The following is a 17446-nucleotide window of genomic DNA, read 5'->3' on the forward strand; positions in this document are numbered from 1 at the left end:
ATCCTCATGACGACAGCAAAATTCAGCGTGCGGCGCACGTGTTGGTTGGCGCAGGCAGGCCGCAAATCCCATCGCTATGACTATATACATTTGAATGGGATCAATCAAACGCGGCATACCGTCTCCTTTTGGGGGAGAACAGCCTGGATGTCTTTGCGCAAGGCGTACGCAGCAACATTACAGTGGCTAAGGATGCGGCGGGGCTTATCGCAGACAGAGCTCCAAGCCCAGACCGATCAAGGGCACATCAGCCGATTGGAGGCATCGACTAGATCAGCCAGTGTCGACCTAACTGCTGATATCGCTCAGGCATTGGGGGTAACACCACTTACATTTCTCACACTGGTAGCTGCCTCCCATGAGGGTAAGACGGCACGCTCAGCTTTGAATGCGACGCTCGCTGAATTGCTCGTCTTGGGTGTTCTCGACGAGGTGCTCCCTAGTGAGCCAAACAAACTTGTAGCCCCCCAATCAGCCGCTGCTGCAGAAAAACTGAAGGCGGTACGGGAACTGAAGAATACTGGGCTTTCCCAGTTGGAAGTCAGTCGGCAGTTGGGACTGCCACGCAGCACCGTTGGTCGGCTTTGGCACATTGAGTGAGTGCCGGGTGTCCAGCCTCATGCTCCTGTCGAAGTTTCTGGTAGGCAAACATCGCTACATGGACTACATACGGAAGTTTACATGGTTAACATCACAAAAAATCAGCATTATGTCCCTCGATTATTAATTAGAAACTTTGCTATCAAAGGCAAAGTTTGGACATACGATAGCTCTCGCGATATTCTTCGCTCCACCAAGCCTGAAGGTGTTTTGTCAGAAAACTTCTTTTACGACAAAGATAACCAAGTTGAAAATTTTCTTTGTACCGTTGAGGCGCTGGCAGCCCCTAAGATTGCTCAGATAATAGCCAACCCAACTGAGAGAATTCCGCGTCAGGACATCGATCTTCTTCGTTTTGTTTTGGTTCAGTTAGGAAGAACACCCGGCGCTTACGGGACGGCAAGAGGTAATTTGAAAAGCTACACAGACTCGTATGTGACCCAGCAGCTTAAAATCCTTGGTCATGATCCCAAGGAGTTTGAAGGGGTATCGATAGTGCTTGAGGATGAGAAGGATCTGTTAAGGATCTCAGCAGTCGGAAGCGCTTTGAATTGGCCACTCATTCGAGATCTGGAGCCCCATGTATTTATTAACTCAACACCCTTGGATTTTGTACTTTCAGACAATCCATCCTGCTTTTATAATTGGTATTTAAAAGACGAAACTGGTATGTGTGCCACCAGCCTGACGAAGCAGGGGGTACACATTTTTCTACCCATATCAAATCGCTTAATGCTTACCTTTTATGATAGTCGTACCTATAAGGTGGGCAGTGGGCGGGATGGCTTTACCAAGTTAAATTCTACAGAAGACGTCAGGTTATTGAACTCTCTGCAGTTCCGAAGTCGGACGTCGTCAGTGATTTTTAGTTCGAGCTCTCAAGCTCAGTACGTCAAAGATAGTTGCCAAAGGCTTGAGCCAGACTCACTCTTTCAAAGCAATTGGGATACCACAGAGCCCGTACCCATCGGCGGAGATAAGCTCTCAGCCCAACATTTTGTATGGCGCTCTCAGTTCAGGCTCAGTCGATGGCTGTCAGTGGTCAAAATTAAGAGAAAGGCAAACCGGTTCGGAGATCGCTGGCAGGATCGTGACCCGGAATTCGTAGCGGATTTTAAACTTATGATGGAGAACTTAGAGACAGTACGAGCGCATCAGAATGGTGGCTCCCCGATGACTTAAAGCTACCTCAAATGAGCGGCCCTGCCTTGGCGGTTTTTAGGTTTGAAACAAAGTCATGAGATTTTGGTGGATGTGGTGTGCTACACCAACCTGGGCGCCACCAGTAGGATTTACTATCAAAAAATTATAGACGACCGATGGCAGACTTTTGGTGGTCTTCTACAGGTAGCTCACAGGAGCTTTTGTGCACAATATCAACTCAAGCGGAGAGTACCTGGAGCGGCTTGTCGCCGAGATATTTCGGGCGCAGGGTTACGAGGATGTTCGCAACAACCCTCAAGGCATGACTGCCTTGGAAAGGCATTATGAGATCGACGTTTCCTTTATTAGGGACGGTGAGGTTGGCGTAGCTGAAGTTAAGCACTACAGATATTTGTCTCCTCCCACCCCCAGTCTATTTCTGAAGGCTCTCAGACAGGCAGATAGTGTAAGAGAGCTGGTAGGAGCCCGCGTTGCTATCCTTGCTTTTTCGTGCCCATTAACACCCAGCTTGGCAGAGGCTGCGAAGGCATACCCTCTGGTCGAAATTTGGGATGCTGCGGAACTATTCAGACGCGCGGCTGGATTTCCAGGACTTACACGGAAGCTGGAGCACTTCTTCGAAGCAACGACATCTCCCTACACCAAGCCAGCCTTGGCGCTAGAAGCCGGTCTTTCCGAAACTAAAGGGATGCCCCAAAAGACTGGGCGCCGATTGGCCGATACACTTCTGGATATCAGACCTGGACGAAAAATGGCGGCTGCTTTCGAGGACGCGTGTATCGCCGCTTTGAAGTATCTGTTTGAAACCGACCTCCATGGATGGCATGAACAGTCGAATACCGATGATGAGCTTCACCGCAGGGATCTCATATGTCGAATACTTCCTAACGCTGAAATCTGGAAACTCATGCTCGATGATTTGGGCAGCCGGTACGTGATTTTTGAGTTCAAAAATTATACCGACCCAATCACTCAGAAAGAGGTGGTTACGACTGAGCGATATCTGTATCCCTCAGCCCTTAGAAAGCTTGCAATTATGATATCGCCCAAAGGGTGTGCCCCTTCAGCAGACAGGGTTATCCGAGGTGCCATGCGAGAAGGAGGAAAGCTGATTGTTTCACTCACCGTGCCCCAAATAGAGAAATTGCTCATCGCGAAGGATGATGGCGGAGACCCGAATACTTATTTATTCGAACGGGTCGACGAGTTTCTGATGGGGTTGGGCAGGTAGAAATTTTTCAGCTCGGTGGTTGCCTATGAGACGTCTTGATACTGTGGGGGAGCGCGCAGGCCAACATGGCCGAAGGCGCGAGGATGGAAGCCCTACGGGCCATGACACTGGCGTTAGCCAGGGCATGGTCTACGACAGCAGTCCCCGTCAGGGGCGCTCCATGAATGCGTTAAGTCAGATTTCCTTCAAAAGCCTCTCGAGTGTTTGATGCTCCCAGACGGAGAGCAGGGCAACAGGATCAGTCCCATATCGATCTCCTGCGTCAAACGACCAGCGCCGCCCATCTGGGCTCACGCAGTTTTCGCAGTAGTCGAGCTCATCGCAGTCGTTGTAAATCGAGACCTTCCAACCGTCTACATTGATCTGGAAGTGGCCGGCATAAATCTCGTCCCACGATTCATGACCCACCTTACTCATGACGGTTCGACCGAAAATCGCCTCCCTAAGTACCTGGGATACCTCTCTTGCGGAGAGCTCAGCCTCAGTGTTTACGCTAACGCTACCTACCTGGGATGAACGCGCTGCCGCTCTGGCCTCTTTCAGCCTTTGCTCAGCGTACATAGCCGGGTCATCAGCTGGCAGCGGGTAGCCAGCAGCGGATAGAGCTTCGGCGCGTTCTTCAATGAGTAGGCGCTCGGGATCGCGAACCTTTTGGTAGGCTCTGCCTGGTACACGTCGAGTTGTGTCCATTCCCGGCTCCCCAGAAGGCTGGTGACTAAGAGCGACTAAATTACTTTTAGAACGATAACAGAACGCTTTGGATAACGATGCTGAGCTGCGAATGATGAGGGCAGGATGCGTCACAATCTAGGCTTTACAGAGCCACCAACACCAAGCAAGCGGAGCGCACAGGCATGAAGGATGCGCGCCCGCAGGGCGAGACACGCCTTGGCGGGGCTCGATTCACCGCAGCCTGACGCCGCAGGCGGCACGCCATCAGCGACGCCTGGCTCAAGCAAGAGGTAACCCAAATGCCCCACAATGATCTCCGCGAACTAGAAGCCAAGAGACGAAAGGCTTTGTGGATGCTATCGAGCATATCCCCAGGCGAGTCGAAGGCGTTCGATGCCTTATCCATCCTTGATGACCTTGAACTTCAAGAGCGAAAAAACTCCCCTCATACGGTCAAGGCACTTGAGCTCAACCAGCTTCGGGATTGTGTCACGGTGCGGCATCGCCATTCCGGAATCGACATCATTTTGGAGCAGACTATTCCGCAGCCCTGGAGGGAGCGTTTCAACCAGGCAAGTATCGGCTCGACCAGGTTGCTTGATGGGCCATACGCCTCGGACTGGTATAAATTCCTGGCTTGCTGGCAATCAGAGATGCAGCATCTCAAGGCACACAGAGCTGCCTGCAGTGAGCCCAAGCTGGATTGATGCAGGCGGAGAATAGACGTGGAACGAGACAACGATGACACTGTGTATTGCGATATCCAAATGCCTGTGGCCCAAGGCCGAGAGCTACTGGAATTAGTGAACGCACTGCGAGAATCGAAAGCTCATCCAAGTCTCGACAGAGTCTTCGAACACATGCAAGACGAGCTCGGTACGTCCATCGATCTCGTGGACAACCCGCCAACGTGGGGGCCTTGGTGTGAGTGAAAACTCCTAGTGGAGCCATCAAAGCTCCGCATCCCAGGCATCCATCGCCTCGCTCAAAGTCGCGTACCAATGGAGTCCACCGCTCTGCAAGGCATTTGCAACTTGCCTGTTGGTATTGCCGTCGACCCAAGTAGGGAGACTCTCTATGGCTTCTGTGAACAGACTGGCTGTAGCGACAGCGGATCGCCCCGGACTTGTAGACTGGAGGCACACGTAGCGCACAGCAGCGCCGGTCTGCAACCGACGCCAAGCCACCACCTCGATAAAGTCCAAGGCGTTCACCAAAGTCATTACGGCGGGACTCGCTTCCTGTTCCGCCTGGACGTCTCCCGCTGGCGTTAATGACCTGCTAGGCGCTCCTGGCTTGTGGACAAGGTGCTTCAACTGCTCACGCGAGGCGATTATCTGATCGCGGAGCTCTTCGGGATCGATGGACATCCCACCCTCGGGTGTCACCTTGAGGGTCTTCAAGGAGTTCGCCGCCCGGATGAACTCACGTTCACGCGCTTTCTCACGCTCGGGGCGGCGGTCGGGGCTGATGACGCTCCAAAGCGTTGTGAGCAACTTCAATGACATTATCCTATCTTGAGGCATTGGGCGCGGATCCTGCAATCATACGAGGAGGGTAAGGCGCCTGAAGCGAAAGCCCTGCCCGCAATATTGTAGGGCTAACGACCTGTTTGGTATTCAAACCGAGAAGCCAACACAGAGGGTGTCGCTTCGGTTTGGGCGAGCTACCCCCTGCTGCATGATGTTCTGCGTGCTTAGGATCAAAGCCAGCCGCTTAGATCGGGAGACGGCTGTGTACAGCATGCTTCGTTCCACAAATTCGCTTTGACTCAAAGTGCAAAGGATCGACGTCTCGTACTCGCTGCCTTGCGCCTTATGAATGGATATGGCGTAGGCTAGCTTCATTCCCAGCCCGAACAAGTCCATCCTGGACAGGTTCACTTCGAACCCATTGAAGAAAAACACACCTGAAGTCTGGCCATCGATTGACGTAACGCCAGTCATGATCCCGGTGTTGCCGTTGAACAGATTATGTTCGTAGCTATTCTGGGTGACGATGACGGGGTCGTTAACTCGCAGCCAGTATTTGCCCATCCAGATGCCCTGCGTCTCGTCTGTATGCTGGAGGGCACTTTGCAAATGTTTGTTTATCTTGTGCCCGGAATCCGGCATGCGATCAGACATGTGTGGCGTCAGGATCTGAGCGTCAGGGATGATCTGCTTGATCTTCGCGAGGCGTGTCAGCATGTCCTGCGTGTTTGTGCAGGGGATCAGATAAACCCCATCGCGCTCGCCATTCCAGAATGGCAAGGTGTCCAGGTGACCAGATCTAATCTTCATGGCGATGTTCTGAAGGTGACTGTTGCCGATAGACCTGTGAACCTTGATCAGGTGAGTCGACGGTATCGCCTTCGATTTGGCCAGTGCATGGAAGAAGATTCCATAACCAACCGGAGATAGCTGACCGGTATCGCCTACTAGCAAAAGAGACAGTTCTTTCTTTGCGAAGGCATTCAGCAGTTTCAGCATCAAGGCGATGTCTACCATGCTGGATTCATCAATGATTACCAGAGGGTCGCCTCCAGTGCTGATCCCTGAGCTTGCGGTGCTGATTTTGATCAAGAAGCTGTGGATCGTGTAGGTGTCTCGGCCAACAGACTCCTTGGCGCGCTCCTTGGCTTTTCCACTCAGTGCTAAGACATGCACTGGGCGGTGCTGAGAGGCTATATCAACGATGGCTTTCAGCACGGTTGTCTTGCCCGTACCGCCAAATCCAGTCAGCGTGCTGATGCGATTAGTAAGCGCCATCAGCACTGCATTTTTCTGGTCTCGGGTGAGTGGGTATCCAGACGCGCTCTCGCTATGTGCGCAGCGATCTTCAATCGCTTGCTCCAGTTCCTGCGGAGAGCCGTGAAGCAATGAGGCCTGAGCGGACAGTAGAGTCGCTACTCGCTGCTCGAGTTTACTTTCGACAAGGGCCGCTCCCAGTGGCTGGATAAGCGTCGTCCCTTGATGCTTCTTAACGCATACAGCACGCCTTTGTAGGGCGCATTCGATAGCTTGGTCTACCAGTCTGGCGGATGGAAGCTTCTGCATCAGGGCGGCTTTTAGCTCTCCTACTTCGTATGCGGTATGGCCCTGATCCAAGCGCACATAGAGCAAATTCTCCACAAGGCCGGCCAGCCTGCGTGGGTCATCACGAGGTATGCCTAGCTTGGCTGCTGCGGCGTCTACGATTTTCCACATGTTTGGGTGGATGCCTTGAAACGCAATGAGGCTGTACGGATTAAGCTTCAGGCGCTCTACCGTATCCGTCTGGCAAACCTTGAGAACGCTTTTGGCGAGCCCAGGATCGAAGTCGTGCTCCATGAGAAATTCAATTGTTGAAATCTCATCCTGCAGTGTCCTCCAGGCATCCACGACCTTTTGGGCGAGATCAGGATTAATCAGTTCCGCCAGGTGGCTGACTCTGCCTGCAGTCAATGCCTGAGCAAGGTCTTCTGCGCCAAATGCCCTGACCAGTTTCGAGACTTTCGCTTTGCCGAATGACAGCCCGCGAAATGCAGGATGCTTTATCAGCAATCGTTCCACATATGCCGCTATGGGCAGGTTTACGATGTGACAGCTTTCGATCAGAACGAAATCCCTGTACTGATCATGCCCTGTGATCGAGCCTTTGAACTGCCAGCATTCACCGGGTTGAGGAATGCGGGTGATGACTTTATAGCTTGCTCTGCATGTGTAAATTTTGTTTTGGCCAATGATGCGCCCGGAAAAGACTGCACCGCCAAAACTGCCTGGCTTCACCGAGCTCACCTGGATCACGCTCGACAGATTGCTCATAGGATGAATGACCGCCCGGAGTCGATCATCAAGTCCTGCTGGCTACTGATTTCCTGTGCAGATGTGCGAAGCAACCGCAGCTCGGCAGAGAGTTGCTCAACTTGCTCGCGGAGCAGTTCGTTTTCCTTCGACTTTTGCTCAAGCATTACTCGCAACCGATTCGCTTCGCGACTTTTCGAATCCGCCATATTAATCGCCAGAGACTCAGGATCTTTGGCCGCAACAAACTCACTGCCTATGCGGCGAATGTCCTTCGCGATGACCTGCTCAAGGGTTTTGCCCTGTGAGCAAAAGATCTTCTTGGCGCTTTCAGAAAACCACTGCCTACGATTACCACATTCATCAGCGATCTTGCTGAAGTTGACGGCGCCAAACTGATTCACAGGAAACTTTTTTCCAGCCTGTTCAAGCTGCAGCACATAGTCTCTGTAGCGGTCGTACGGAGAGCGCTTTTGATCACCGGTCGCCATTAGTGCTTTCCTTGGCTTTCATCCAAAGGACGAAGGGTTCGGCAATATCTTTTGGAACAAGCCCTTCAGCAGCCTCGAGATCATCAAATGTGCAGGTGATTTTTCCGGCCTTCATGTCAACAACGAACATGCCGTCGCTCGCTTTGAGCACCAGCCTAAGGGCACGGCAGGTCTTATCAAACTTCGTCATGAAGGCCTGATCGCTGTGCTTTGAATCCGAAATGGGAGCCAGGGTGGCCCCGTGAGTACGAAGCGCTGATTTGAGAGCCTCTATTTCTTTCTTCAGCCTTTCTGTCTCTGCTTGGAGCCCATCTGCCCGACGCGCTGATAGCTTCTCCACTAGCTTGTTCTTCGTGGATTCCATGTTGCTGTCGGAGTCCCAGTATCTGTGGAACAGTGGGCCGATCAGTGCCCAATAAGCGGTGCTTTGAACGAGTGTGCGATAGCCAATTTTCTTCTCGTTCACAGGCAAGTCGGCGTTATAGAGCTCCGCACAAAACCTGGAAAAAGGGGTAATGCCGTCAAAAGATGTCTTCCCCACGAACGTCTTGAGTCTCGGGACAACTTCATCCTTTATCCGGCAGATCCTGAACTCGCGATTCCTCTTCTGGGAGCCTGCAAAGCGATTTTGGCCAGGTTTTGCACCCTTGCTCATGCTGGCACACCCCCAGGGCTCGAAATTAGCTTCAAAATCGAATCAGGGCGATTCAAAGCCATAGGTTTGGTCATTGCATCGCTCAGTTCGTGTAGCGAAATGCCGAGGACTTCACAGGCAGATCGAATCAGCCCCCTGAATTCATCGATTAACGTGAAACCAGTCGGGGCTTCTTCCAACATGCGGTTGAAATCTCCTGTGAACGCCAGCAGCTTGTTCCTGGCTACCTTGAGCTGCTGGTTCAGTTGTGGAGTGAAATACTCTGCATGTGACTTGGCTTCCGCAGTCCGGGCGATGAGGTTGGAGAGCGAGTGCTCTTTCAGCTCCAGACGTTCCAGATGTTCTGACACGATTTCAGGCTTCTCTACCAAGAAACTTTCACGCGTTTTAATCTCGCTATACATTTGTTCGAGACAGTGTGCTGTGACGCTCCAGGAGATGATCTCCGTAGCCAGGAATTTGCGACGGTTGGCTTTCTGTACAAGGCTTTCTAGCGATGCACCATTCCTTTTGGCCTCTGCGATGTACGCCTCTAGCTCGCTGCATTCATCAGTTAAAGCTCGGATATGGCCGTGAATCCTAGGCAGATGGTCGACAGTTTTGACTGAATAGTAGCAACCACCGCATGGCGTACTCAGTCCAGGGATGGCACCCAGGTCTTTCACCACGTCCGCTGGACAGTGATTGCCGAACGGGCAGATGTGTGTGGGCATGAAAGCCAGCGAATCAATTGGGCGCTGTTTTGCGGCCCTGACGCCTGACACGACATCGTCCTTCATCTCGCGGTCAAAGGAGATGGCGCCGAAATCAATCAGAGACTTTTCCTTGTCTCGACGGAAAGCCTGCTGGAGCTTTGAGGAGACATCTTCGGCTTTAATATTGGACATTGCTGGACGATCAATGAGCCAGCCCTGCTCGACGCTCATCTTCTGAAACTGGGCTACCGACTTCAGGTATGCAGGGTCGACTTTCGCGTAATACATGACGTGTTCTTCAGTGGCTTGCCCCGTGATGAACGCGCCTATGATATGTGGCGGCAATACCCTGATGTATTCGGATACTACTGAAACTCGACAAGAGTGCGGAGTATGCTCGATGAGCTTACAGGCTTGTGCTTCGAGTTTCAGTGCCGCCAAGTAATCGAGAGGCGCATCAATTGACTCTAGGTCACCCACAGCTTCTGGCATCGCGTTCGTAGTATTAATTCCCAGCTGGAATCGGCAGAACAAATCAAAAGAATAGACAAGCCTCTTGAAGTATTTGCCATAGGCTTCTCCTGTCAGTACGCCAGGAGTTTCGCCCTTAGGGAACAGGGAGGTGATTTTTCCAAATGGGCTTTCTTCATGGTAGTCGTACCAAACCGGGACATCCATTGACGGATCGTTGAACCATTTAATCATGGCCTTTTGGCGGTCTAAAACATAAATTACGTTTCTGGAAACAGTGGAATCCCAAGCGCCATTTGCCTTGTCTGTGTTGATTCGCAACTTACAAAGAGGCGGTAGCGGTCTAGATCGATCAATGTGCATATCATAGGTTAGCTTTTCCAGCCACCGAATGTGAATGCTTCGAACGCCGGTTTCCAGCGCTACGATGTTGTGTCGAATGTAGTTCAGTTGGGGATAGAAAACCCATTGCCCATTCCTTTCGACACTGTGTTCGATAATGGGCACTACGAACCTAGGGAGAAGGTGTAAAGCTTCATATTTCATCGGGCGGTTGATATCTGACTTTGGCTGACTGGCGTCAAAGTCTGGGTTGCGATAGAAAACAACCGGTACGTACCCGAGTTTTTCAGTTTGAATAACTTTCTGGGCTTCGTTCCAGTTCTTTGTGGGTATATCTGCCCTGAATTTTTTGTCATACAGATTGATCTGCTCTTCATGAACCCTGTCGGCAAGGTGCGTTGAGAAAGATTCAATTGCGTAGCAGTATTGCAGCAGAATGGGAAAGTGCTCGGATTCGAAAGCTGGCTTGTTGGTGCCAGAGCTTCTGCTTACAATTGGATAATCGATGTGAGAAATCGGATTAACGAAGCCAGATAATTCCTTATCGGCGCTAGAGTTGACTATCAGGTAGTCAAACAAAGCTTCCAAGTGATACAGGGACTTTTGAACGGCTGTGCCCGACCGACCCTTGCGAAGATAACTGAGAAAACCAACCTGGCCGTCTCCTTCGATGTGTGTACGATTGAGATCTCGAGGCCCTGGTGGAAGTAGACCAGTTCTTCCAGGATATTCACTAAATAGGAACGTGTTGAACACCGTGAAGCTGCTTTCATAGTGCCTAAACGTCTTCATTCCTTTGGTTTTTAGCAGTTGAATAAACTTGCCTTGATATCTCAACCAGAGATCGACGCTTTTTTGGTGTTCAGCAGGGATGTTGAATTCACCAGAGATTAATGCCTTTTTACTGGCTGCCTTATCATTTTTTGGAGGGGTAGTGGCTTGCTGGCACCTTTCAGGGTATAGCTTCTGGACGTAGCTCAGAAAAGCCGCAGGGGCAATTGGATACATGAACCAGTCGATTTCGCCACGGCGTGTTTTAATTAGATGTTCAATAAGATCAGAGATGTCAACCGGCCTGATGTCTTCAATTTGGTGCCAGTCGGTGGCGCGAATCATCCGCCACGCATACCACTCGAAATTCTTGATGGCGCTCGGCTTCATAACAGTAGTTATATCAAGAATGTTCTCGTATGTGACATGAGGAACGAAAGGCTTGCTGACCAAGGCGAGAACTTCAGTGTAGTCAGCTGCAGCAAACTCGAAATGCTTCTTCTTAGTTTCGTTGCTGCCAGTGGGCTTCTTGGTATCTAACGGAAGAAGTACGGCTTTTTCCTGCCAGAGAAAATGCAAAATCAATATTGAATCTTTAGCAAGCCTTTCCAGTGAAGACTTGTTAATCCAGTCGTGTGCGGTCTTCGGAACCACCTGCTTGGCAATTTTCGCGTCCGGAGTTTTCTTCGTGCAGGTATGGAGATTGTGTACCCAATCTTCATCGTATACCGGGGCGTTAACCGGATCCAAGTGGTCGTTAAAGAAACGTAGGACGGAGGCCTGGTAATACTCATTAACGGAGCCGCTTGAGATTTTGCTAGGAGCGATGTGCTTGGACTCAAAAAGTACCTTTGAAACACACGCTTTAGCTTTGGCAATAGCCTCCTTGATCGATCTCTCCAAGTCCTCTCCTGACTTGATAATGAGAATATCTTTGGTGAGATTAATCATTTTTTTCTCCTTCAATACGCTTGGCTTCTTCCTCGAGTAACTCTAGCTGCCGGTAGTGGAAGTCTGCTCGAATCGTCTTGAAAGATGCTTCACCACGTTGTGATACGTACTGATTGGCGTGTTGGATATAGGCTTCAATTATGTCAGTGTCGTGCTTTGCGTACTTCATGGTAGAAGAGGCACTCGCGTGACCCATTAGGATTTTTACATACGCTAGAGGCAGTCCTGGAATGCTCTGTCCGGGAACTGGCAAGTAATTAAGAGTGTAGGTTCCGTACATATGTCGCAGCGAGTGAGCGCTAATGCCTGTGACGTCCTCTACCCCTGCTTTTTGGGCGTAGCTCTTGAAGGTTTTGTCTCGACTGCTTCGGTCGCTAGCGAAGAATGGCCTGCCATCGAGGTTTTGAAAGAGGAAGTCATGGTCGACGCTCGAGTTGTACTCACGGGTCAAATACTTCTCAAGGTTTTCCCAGAACATCCCGGCAAAGGGTTCGATCACGAACGTCATTTCGGTCACCCGTCCCTTCCAGGCGAGGAGCTGGTGCTCAGCCTCGGTGAGTCCAGGCGTTTTGCGTGCAAAAGGGTCGCGGAGGAAAACTGCGAACTCATCATCGTCGATATCGGGCATCCTCACCTGCAAAGCCTCGCTCGAACGAGCACCTGTCGCCGCGAGTAGGGAATAGAGGGTCATGTCTCTATAGAAAGTTTTGGACTTAGCTGGCTTCGCCTGCCTGATGAGATCCACGGATCGTTCGATGGGAAATGCTACCGTCTTGAACGGTTTTTGGTCGTTCTTCCTGTCCCTGCGTGCTGCTTGGGGAAATAGTTTGTCTCCCTTGCGCTTAGGCATCACCGACTTAATCGAGTCACGAATGACTGCGGCCAACCAAGAATTGGCCTTGTGCGCCGAAATCTCATACTGGCTGCGGTACTCAGCTCGCTTTGTGTAGAACGCGCTGAATAACTGGTCTGGCGCTATTCTGTTCTTAGTTTCCGATACATCAAGAAACCATTTAATCGACGATTCGATGGTCTGCGCTAGGGAGTTTTGGCCTGTGAGCTTCTCCTTGCCTAGGCTGTCAGCCAATTTCAACGCTATCGGGTTCGCAGCGCCCTTACCGAACAGCAGATACGCCTGGTAGCTGTTGATGACGGTCTCAATTGTGACGTCGACATCCGCCGCGAACTGGGTTTTTGATGCTTCATACACGTAATCCACAAACCGCCCCACGTGCTCGGCATAAAGCTTCGCCGTGTTGGGGGCATAACCCCTACGTGCGAGCCAGATGGTGTAGTGGGTAAAAGGCTTGAATTCCCGCAGCTCGTCGGGCATATCCGGGTCAAGGTGAAGCAATAGGTGTTTAGCTTCGCTTGTGAGCGGTGCATCGACCAAGATGAAATTTTTCACGAGCGCATTTCCAAATACAACACCCATATAGCTTTCGGTGTTGCACTTGCCATGTCAAGAAAAAGTCTTGAAATGAAGATTTTTTAGCACGCGAAAAACTCCGACAACGTTGTCAGAGAAGTTGTGCAGAGTTCATGAAGTGCTTGATATACAAGGAGATGGGGCCACCGGCGGGAATCGAACCCGCGACCCACCGATTATGAGTCGGTTGCTCTAACCAATTGAGCTACAGTGGCGCTGAGGTGATGCAAAACTACCAGAAACGAGGTTCAAACGCCACACCGACATTCATACCACATAAGAACCGTGGACCAAAGGATTATGAGTCCTCTGCTCTAACCAACTGAGCTATAGGCCCTCAGTAGGTCGCGGATTATAGCGACGGTTTCTCGGCTGTGCTATCCGAAAAATCCGATACGGTTACACGCAGAAACGTTGCCGCGAATTCTTCCGGTGGCAGCGGCAGGCTGACGATGTAGCCCTGGATCTGTTCGCAGCCTTCTGCGGTGAGAAATTGCTGTTGTGCCTGGGTTTCGACACCTTCGGCGATGACGGTGAATTGCATGCTTCGGCCCAGTGCGATGATGGCCCGGACAATCGCCGCGTCGTGGGGATCGTCAGGCAGGCCGCGGACGAATGACTGGTCGATCTTGAGGATGTCCAGCGGCAGGCGTTTGAGATAGCTGAGCGAAGAATAACCCGTGCCGAAGTCGTCGATCGCCAGTTGCACGCCGAGGTGTTTGAGCTGGTGCAGCACGGCCAGCGCCTCTTCGGCCTGACTCATGATGAAATTCTCGGTAATTTCAAGTTGCAGTAAATCCGGCTGGAGGCGGTTGTCCTTGAGCAGTTGCTCGATGCGTCCGAGCAGATTTGGCTGGCGCAGTTGCGCGCCGGCGAGGTTGACCGACAGCGGGCCGAGGCTGTCGTAGACCTGGTTCCACTCGAACATCTGCCGGCACGCGGTTTCGAGCACCCAGTCACCGATCTGCAGGATCATGCCGTTTTCTTCGGCCAGTGGAATGAAATGTTCGGGCGGTACGTCGCCGAAAGTCGGGTGACGCCAGCGGATCAGCGCTTCGGCGCCGACCAGGCGATGGTCGTCGAGGCTGATTTTTGGTTGGTAATAGAGGAACAGTTCGTCGCGCTCGATGGCGCGGCGCAGCTCATGTTCAAGCGCAATGCGTTCGCTGGCCTGGGCGGTGAGGTCGCGGGTGTAGCTTTCAACGCGGTTGCGGCCCTTGGCTTTGGAGCGATACATCGCCGCATCGGCGTTTTTCACCAAGGTGGCGACGTCGCTGCCGTCGCGCGGATACAGGCTGGTGCCGATGCTGGCGCTGATAAAGAACTCATGTTCACCCGCCTGGAACGGTGCGCCAAAGCAGTTGAGCAGCTTGCTGGCGATATTGTCGGCATCACTGGCTTGCTGCAGGCCGGGCAGCAGAATGATGAATTCATCGCCACCCAGACGCGCAACGGTATCGATATCGCGCAATTGCTCTTTCAAGCGTATGGCGATGCCCTTGAGCAGCAGGTCGCCGACCGGGTGACCGAGGCTGTCATTGATGTGTTTGAAGCGGTCGAGATCGAGAAACAATACAGCGCCTTGACCGCCGTTTTCCTGCTGACCGTTCAGCGCCATTTGCAGACGACTTTCGAACAGCGTGCGGTTCGGCAGGCCGGTAAGGGGGTCGTGATGCGCCTGATAATCGAGCTTGGCCTGGGCATGCTTGAGGCTGGAAATGTCGGCGAACACCGCGACAAAGTGGGTGATGAACTTGTCGCGATTGCGCACCGCACTGATGGTCAGCCAGCTTGGGTACAGCTCGCCGTTCTTGCGCCGGTTGGAGATCTCGCCTTGCCAGTGACCTTCGGCGGTCAACTGGTGCCACATGGCCGCGTAAAAGGCGCTGTCATGCAGGCCGGAAGCGAGCAGGCGCGGGGTATGGCCGAGAGCTTCGCTTTCGCTGTAACCGGTGATCTCGGTGAAGGCGCGGTTGACCGCGCTGATGTGCTGTTGGGTATCGGTGATCAGCACGCCCTCGGCGGTGCTTTCGAACACGGTGGCGGCCTGCTGCAGTTTTTCCTGCATCAGATGGCGCTCGGTGATGTCGCGGGCAATGGTCAACATGCAGTCTTCTTCGCCGATCGGCAACGGCCGACTGGACACTTCGCAGAGCCGAATCTGCCCGTCACTGCGGCGGATATGGCAGGTGAAGTCGCGTACGAAGCCGTCGCGCTGCAGCAGGTCGAGCATCTGTTTGCGCTCATTGAGATTGACCCAGATACCCAGATCAAGTGTCGAGCGGTCTACCGACATGGCGCTGTTGAAGCCGGTAATGCGGCTGAAGCCCTCGTTGACTTCCAGCAGCAGACCATCGCTTTGGCGCGACAGCAGCAAGCCATCCGGTGAAGCGTGGAAAGCCTTGGCGAATTTTTCTTCAGAGGTTTGCAGCTGCTGCTGGGTTTCCTTGAGCTGGGTGATGTCGCGGACGACGACCACAAGCGCCGCGGTGGCGTCCAGATCGAATGGCTCGGCGGAAATCAGACCGGTGAACACTTGGCCGTTGTTGCGACGAAAAGGCATCTCCAGGTTGCGGATGCTGCCCGCCTGCAACCGCTGGAGCAGTCCCGGGCCGACGCCGGGAATTCCCCATATATTCAGATCGGTCGCGGTTTGCCCGAGGACGTCCCTGGCTTTCAGCCCGATCTGTTCTTCAAACGCTTCGTTGACTTCCAGCAGGCAGCCGTCGGACAGCCGCGCAATCACCAGAATGTCCGGGCACTGTTGAAAGACCGAGGCGAATTTCTGCTCCGAGAGCCGCAGCGCTTCTTCAGTGCGCTTGATCTCGCTGATGTCGATCATCAAACCGCGCATCACCGGTTCGTGACCATGTTCAATCAGGCTGACGATGTCGCGTACCCACAGACAGCGGCCGTCGGCAGTGATGACCCGGTAATCGACAATGTGATCACGACCTTCACGCAGGGCCTCTTTGCAGTAGTTCTGTGTGCGGGTCAGATCCGCCGGGTGAATGATGTTGTGCCAGAAACCGGGTATCAACCAATGGGATTGCGGATAGCCGAGCAAGTCCTCGGCGTGGGGCGAGACATAGCTATAGGTGAAGTCGCTCATTCGCGCTTCCCAAGCGATGGCCGACAGGCTCTCCACCAGGCCGCGATAGTGATACTCACTGCTGCGCAATTCCTGTTCGAGGTCGATGCGCCGGGCAATCTCCGAGCTCAAACGGCGATTGATGCGGATTACCACGGCAAGAATCGTCACCAACAACAACAGTCCCGGCAGACCGTAAATCAACAAATCTGACCAGAATGTCCGGTGATCGAGGACATTGCCGACCCACTGTTCCTGAATGCTGCTGATTTCATCCGGGCTCATGTCGGCCAGCACTTTGTCGAGAATCCCTACCAGTACTTTGTTGTCGCGCGGCACGGCCATCGCCAATTGGTAGCGATAAGGGGTTTCGCCACTGACATACAGGCCGTCGAGCTTGAGCTGGCGCAGGCTCCAGACACTGGACGCGAGATCGCCAACGACCGCGTCGACTTCATCGGTGGCGAGTGCCTGCAACGCCGAGCTGACGTTGGGCATCGCCACCAGATTCAGATCCGGATGGTGGGTGCGCAGCAATTCGTGTGGAGCGTAATTTTCCACCACAGCGATTTTCAAACCGTACAGATCGCCAATCTTGCGCGGCTGCGCGCCACCGATGTGGGCGAGGATAACGATTGGGAAGTCCAGATAGGGACGGGTGAACGACAGGTAGGTCTGGCGCTCAGGGGTCGACATGATGCCCGGTAGAAGATCGATCTTGCCGCTTTTCACCTGTTCCAGCACCACCGTCCAGCTGACCGGTTCGATCGGCGTCAATTTGATCGCCAGGCGTTGGCGAATCACTTCGATATAGTCGGCCGCCAGGCCCTGATAACGGTTCTGATCGTCACGAAACTCGAAAGGTGGCCACGACGCGTCGACACCCAGGCGCAAATCCGGGTGAGCCGCCAGCCAGCTGCGTTCTTCATCGGTCAGAGTCAGCGCGTCAGCCGTTGCGGTCCAGATCATCAGTGACAGCAAAAAAAGCACGGGCGCCAATCTGTGCATAACGCTCTCGTTATGGCTCGGGGATGATTGGTTCGAGTGTAGACGCGGTAGGCGGGGGAGGGGCGGTGCGGAGAATTTAATCTGCCATATAAACAAAACCCCCGGCCTGGG

Annotated in this window: 13 protein-coding genes and 1 tRNA gene; 5 read left to right on the forward strand and 9 right to left on the reverse strand. The window is 52.9% G+C overall.

Going from position 1 to position 17446, the window contains the following annotated elements; genetic code table 11:
* Window positions 1-192 precede the first annotated feature (192 nt).
* The 3 genes from BLU24_RS04065 to BLU24_RS04075 all read left to right on the forward strand — a co-directional run bounded on the left by BLU24_RS04065 (window position 193) and on the right by BLU24_RS04075 (window position 2995).
* Entirely contained in the window at window positions 193-600 is a 408-nt protein-coding gene (locus tag BLU24_RS04065; protein WP_231990218.1) for a helix-turn-helix domain-containing protein, read from the forward strand.
* 81 nt (window positions 601-681) lie between these two features.
* Window positions 682-1782, forward strand: coding sequence for a DUF4238 domain-containing protein (locus BLU24_RS04070; protein ID WP_093097756.1), 1101 nt, complete (start codon window positions 682-684; stop codon window positions 1780-1782).
* Between the two features lie 184 nt (window positions 1783-1966).
* Complete coding sequence (locus BLU24_RS04075) at window positions 1967-2995, forward strand: restriction endonuclease (RefSeq protein ID WP_093097758.1); 1029 nt, start codon at window positions 1967-1969, stop codon at window positions 2993-2995.
* A 174-nt stretch (window positions 2996-3169) separates the two neighbouring features.
* Here the strand turns inward: BLU24_RS04075 and BLU24_RS27940 are convergent, their stop codons facing one another.
* Window positions 3170-3685, reverse strand: a complete 516-nt coding sequence (locus BLU24_RS27940; RefSeq protein WP_231990190.1) for a DUF7693 family protein — start codon at window positions 3683-3685, stop codon at window positions 3170-3172.
* Between the two features lie 281 nt (window positions 3686-3966).
* Here BLU24_RS27940 and BLU24_RS04085 point away from each other — a divergent pair, with 281 nt between their 5' ends.
* Together BLU24_RS04085 and BLU24_RS27945 are read left to right on the forward strand one after the other, a co-directional pair.
* Window positions 3967-4374, forward strand: a complete 408-nt coding sequence (locus BLU24_RS04085; protein WP_093097760.1) for a hypothetical protein — start codon at window positions 3967-3969, stop codon at window positions 4372-4374.
* Window positions 4375-4392: 18 nt separating this feature from the next.
* Window positions 4393-4599, forward strand: a complete 207-nt coding sequence (locus tag BLU24_RS27945) for a hypothetical protein (RefSeq protein ID WP_093097762.1) — start codon at window positions 4393-4395, stop codon at window positions 4597-4599.
* An 18-nt stretch (window positions 4600-4617) separates the two neighbouring features.
* Here BLU24_RS27945 and BLU24_RS04095 read toward each other — a convergent pair whose 3' ends face one another.
* The 8 genes from BLU24_RS04095 to BLU24_RS04135 form a co-directional block, all read right to left on the reverse strand.
* Window positions 4618-5175 carry a hypothetical protein gene (locus BLU24_RS04095; RefSeq protein WP_093106439.1) on the reverse strand — a complete coding sequence of 186 codons (558 nt, stop codon included), beginning with the start codon at window positions 5173-5175 and terminating at the stop codon, window positions 4618-4620.
* A gap of 111 nt (window positions 5176-5286) precedes the next feature.
* Window positions 5287-7452 carry an AAA family ATPase gene (locus tag BLU24_RS04100; RefSeq protein ID WP_093097764.1) on the reverse strand — a complete coding sequence of 722 codons (2166 nt, stop codon included), beginning with the start codon at window positions 7450-7452 and terminating at the stop codon, window positions 5287-5289.
* On the reverse strand, window positions 7449-7922 hold the full coding sequence (locus BLU24_RS04105) for a hypothetical protein (RefSeq protein ID WP_093097766.1): 474 nt from the start codon (window positions 7920-7922) through the stop codon (window positions 7449-7451). Before BLU24_RS04105 ends, BLU24_RS04100 begins: the two co-directional genes overlap by 4 nt.
* A complete protein-coding gene (locus BLU24_RS04110; RefSeq protein ID WP_093097769.1) occupies window positions 7909-8577 on the reverse strand; it encodes a hypothetical protein in 669 nt (222 codons plus the stop codon). Before BLU24_RS04110 ends, BLU24_RS04105 begins: the two co-directional genes overlap by 14 nt.
* On the reverse strand, window positions 8574-11807 hold the full coding sequence (locus BLU24_RS04115) for a hypothetical protein (protein WP_093097771.1): 3234 nt from the start codon (window positions 11805-11807) through the stop codon (window positions 8574-8576). The genes BLU24_RS04110 and BLU24_RS04115 overlap by 4 nt, the downstream gene beginning before the upstream one ends.
* Window positions 11800-13215, reverse strand: coding sequence for a tyrosine-type recombinase/integrase (locus BLU24_RS04120; protein WP_231990191.1), 1416 nt, complete (start codon window positions 13213-13215; stop codon window positions 11800-11802). The genes BLU24_RS04115 and BLU24_RS04120 overlap by 8 nt, the downstream gene beginning before the upstream one ends.
* A gap of 159 nt (window positions 13216-13374) precedes the next feature.
* A tRNA-Ile gene (locus tag BLU24_RS04125) sits at window positions 13375-13451 on the reverse strand.
* Window positions 13452-13588: 137 nt separating this feature from the next.
* Window positions 13589-17335: a bifunctional diguanylate cyclase/phosphodiesterase gene (locus BLU24_RS04135; RefSeq protein ID WP_093097775.1), complete on the reverse strand. Its 3747-nt coding sequence runs from the start codon at window positions 17333-17335 to the stop codon at window positions 13589-13591.
* Window positions 17336-17446: the final 111 nt, after the last annotated feature.

It is taken from the genome of Pseudomonas sp. Z003-0.4C(8344-21) (genome assembly GCF_900104975.1).
GTDB classification, from domain to species: domain Bacteria; phylum Pseudomonadota; class Gammaproteobacteria; order Pseudomonadales; family Pseudomonadaceae; genus Aquipseudomonas; species Aquipseudomonas granadensis.

What these genes read in the sequence shown, in the direction of transcription:
- BLU24_RS04065 (WP_231990218.1), top strand. Translation starts at nt 193, where the DNA reads ATGCGGCGGGGCTTATCGCAGACAGAGCTCCAAGCCCAGACCGATCAA.
- BLU24_RS04115 (WP_093097771.1), bottom strand. Translation starts at nt 11,807, where the DNA reads ATGATTAATCTCACCAAAGATATTCTCATTATCAAGTCAGGAGAGGAC.
- BLU24_RS04100 (WP_093097764.1), bottom strand. Translation starts at nt 7,452, where the DNA reads ATGAGCAATCTGTCGAGCGTGATCCAGGTGAGCTCGGTGAAGCCAGGC.
- BLU24_RS04105 (WP_093097766.1), bottom strand. Translation starts at nt 7,922, where the DNA reads ATGGCGACCGGTGATCAAAAGCGCTCTCCGTACGACCGCTACAGAGAC.
- BLU24_RS04135 (WP_093097775.1), bottom strand. Translation starts at nt 17,335, where the DNA reads ATGCACAGATTGGCGCCCGTGCTTTTTTTGCTGTCACTGATGATCTGG.
- BLU24_RS27940 (WP_231990190.1), bottom strand. Translation starts at nt 3,685, where the DNA reads ATGGACACAACTCGACGTGTACCAGGCAGAGCCTACCAAAAGGTTCGC.
- BLU24_RS04110 (WP_093097769.1), bottom strand. Translation starts at nt 8,577, where the DNA reads ATGAGCAAGGGTGCAAAACCTGGCCAAAATCGCTTTGCAGGCTCCCAG.
- BLU24_RS04085 (WP_093097760.1), top strand. Translation starts at nt 3,967, where the DNA reads ATGCCCCACAATGATCTCCGCGAACTAGAAGCCAAGAGACGAAAGGCT.
- BLU24_RS04070 (WP_093097756.1), top strand. Translation starts at nt 682, where the DNA reads ATGGTTAACATCACAAAAAATCAGCATTATGTCCCTCGATTATTAATT.
- BLU24_RS04095 (WP_093106439.1), bottom strand. Translation starts at nt 5,175, where the DNA reads ATGTCATTGAAGTTGCTCACAACGCTTTGGAGCGTCATCAGCCCCGAC.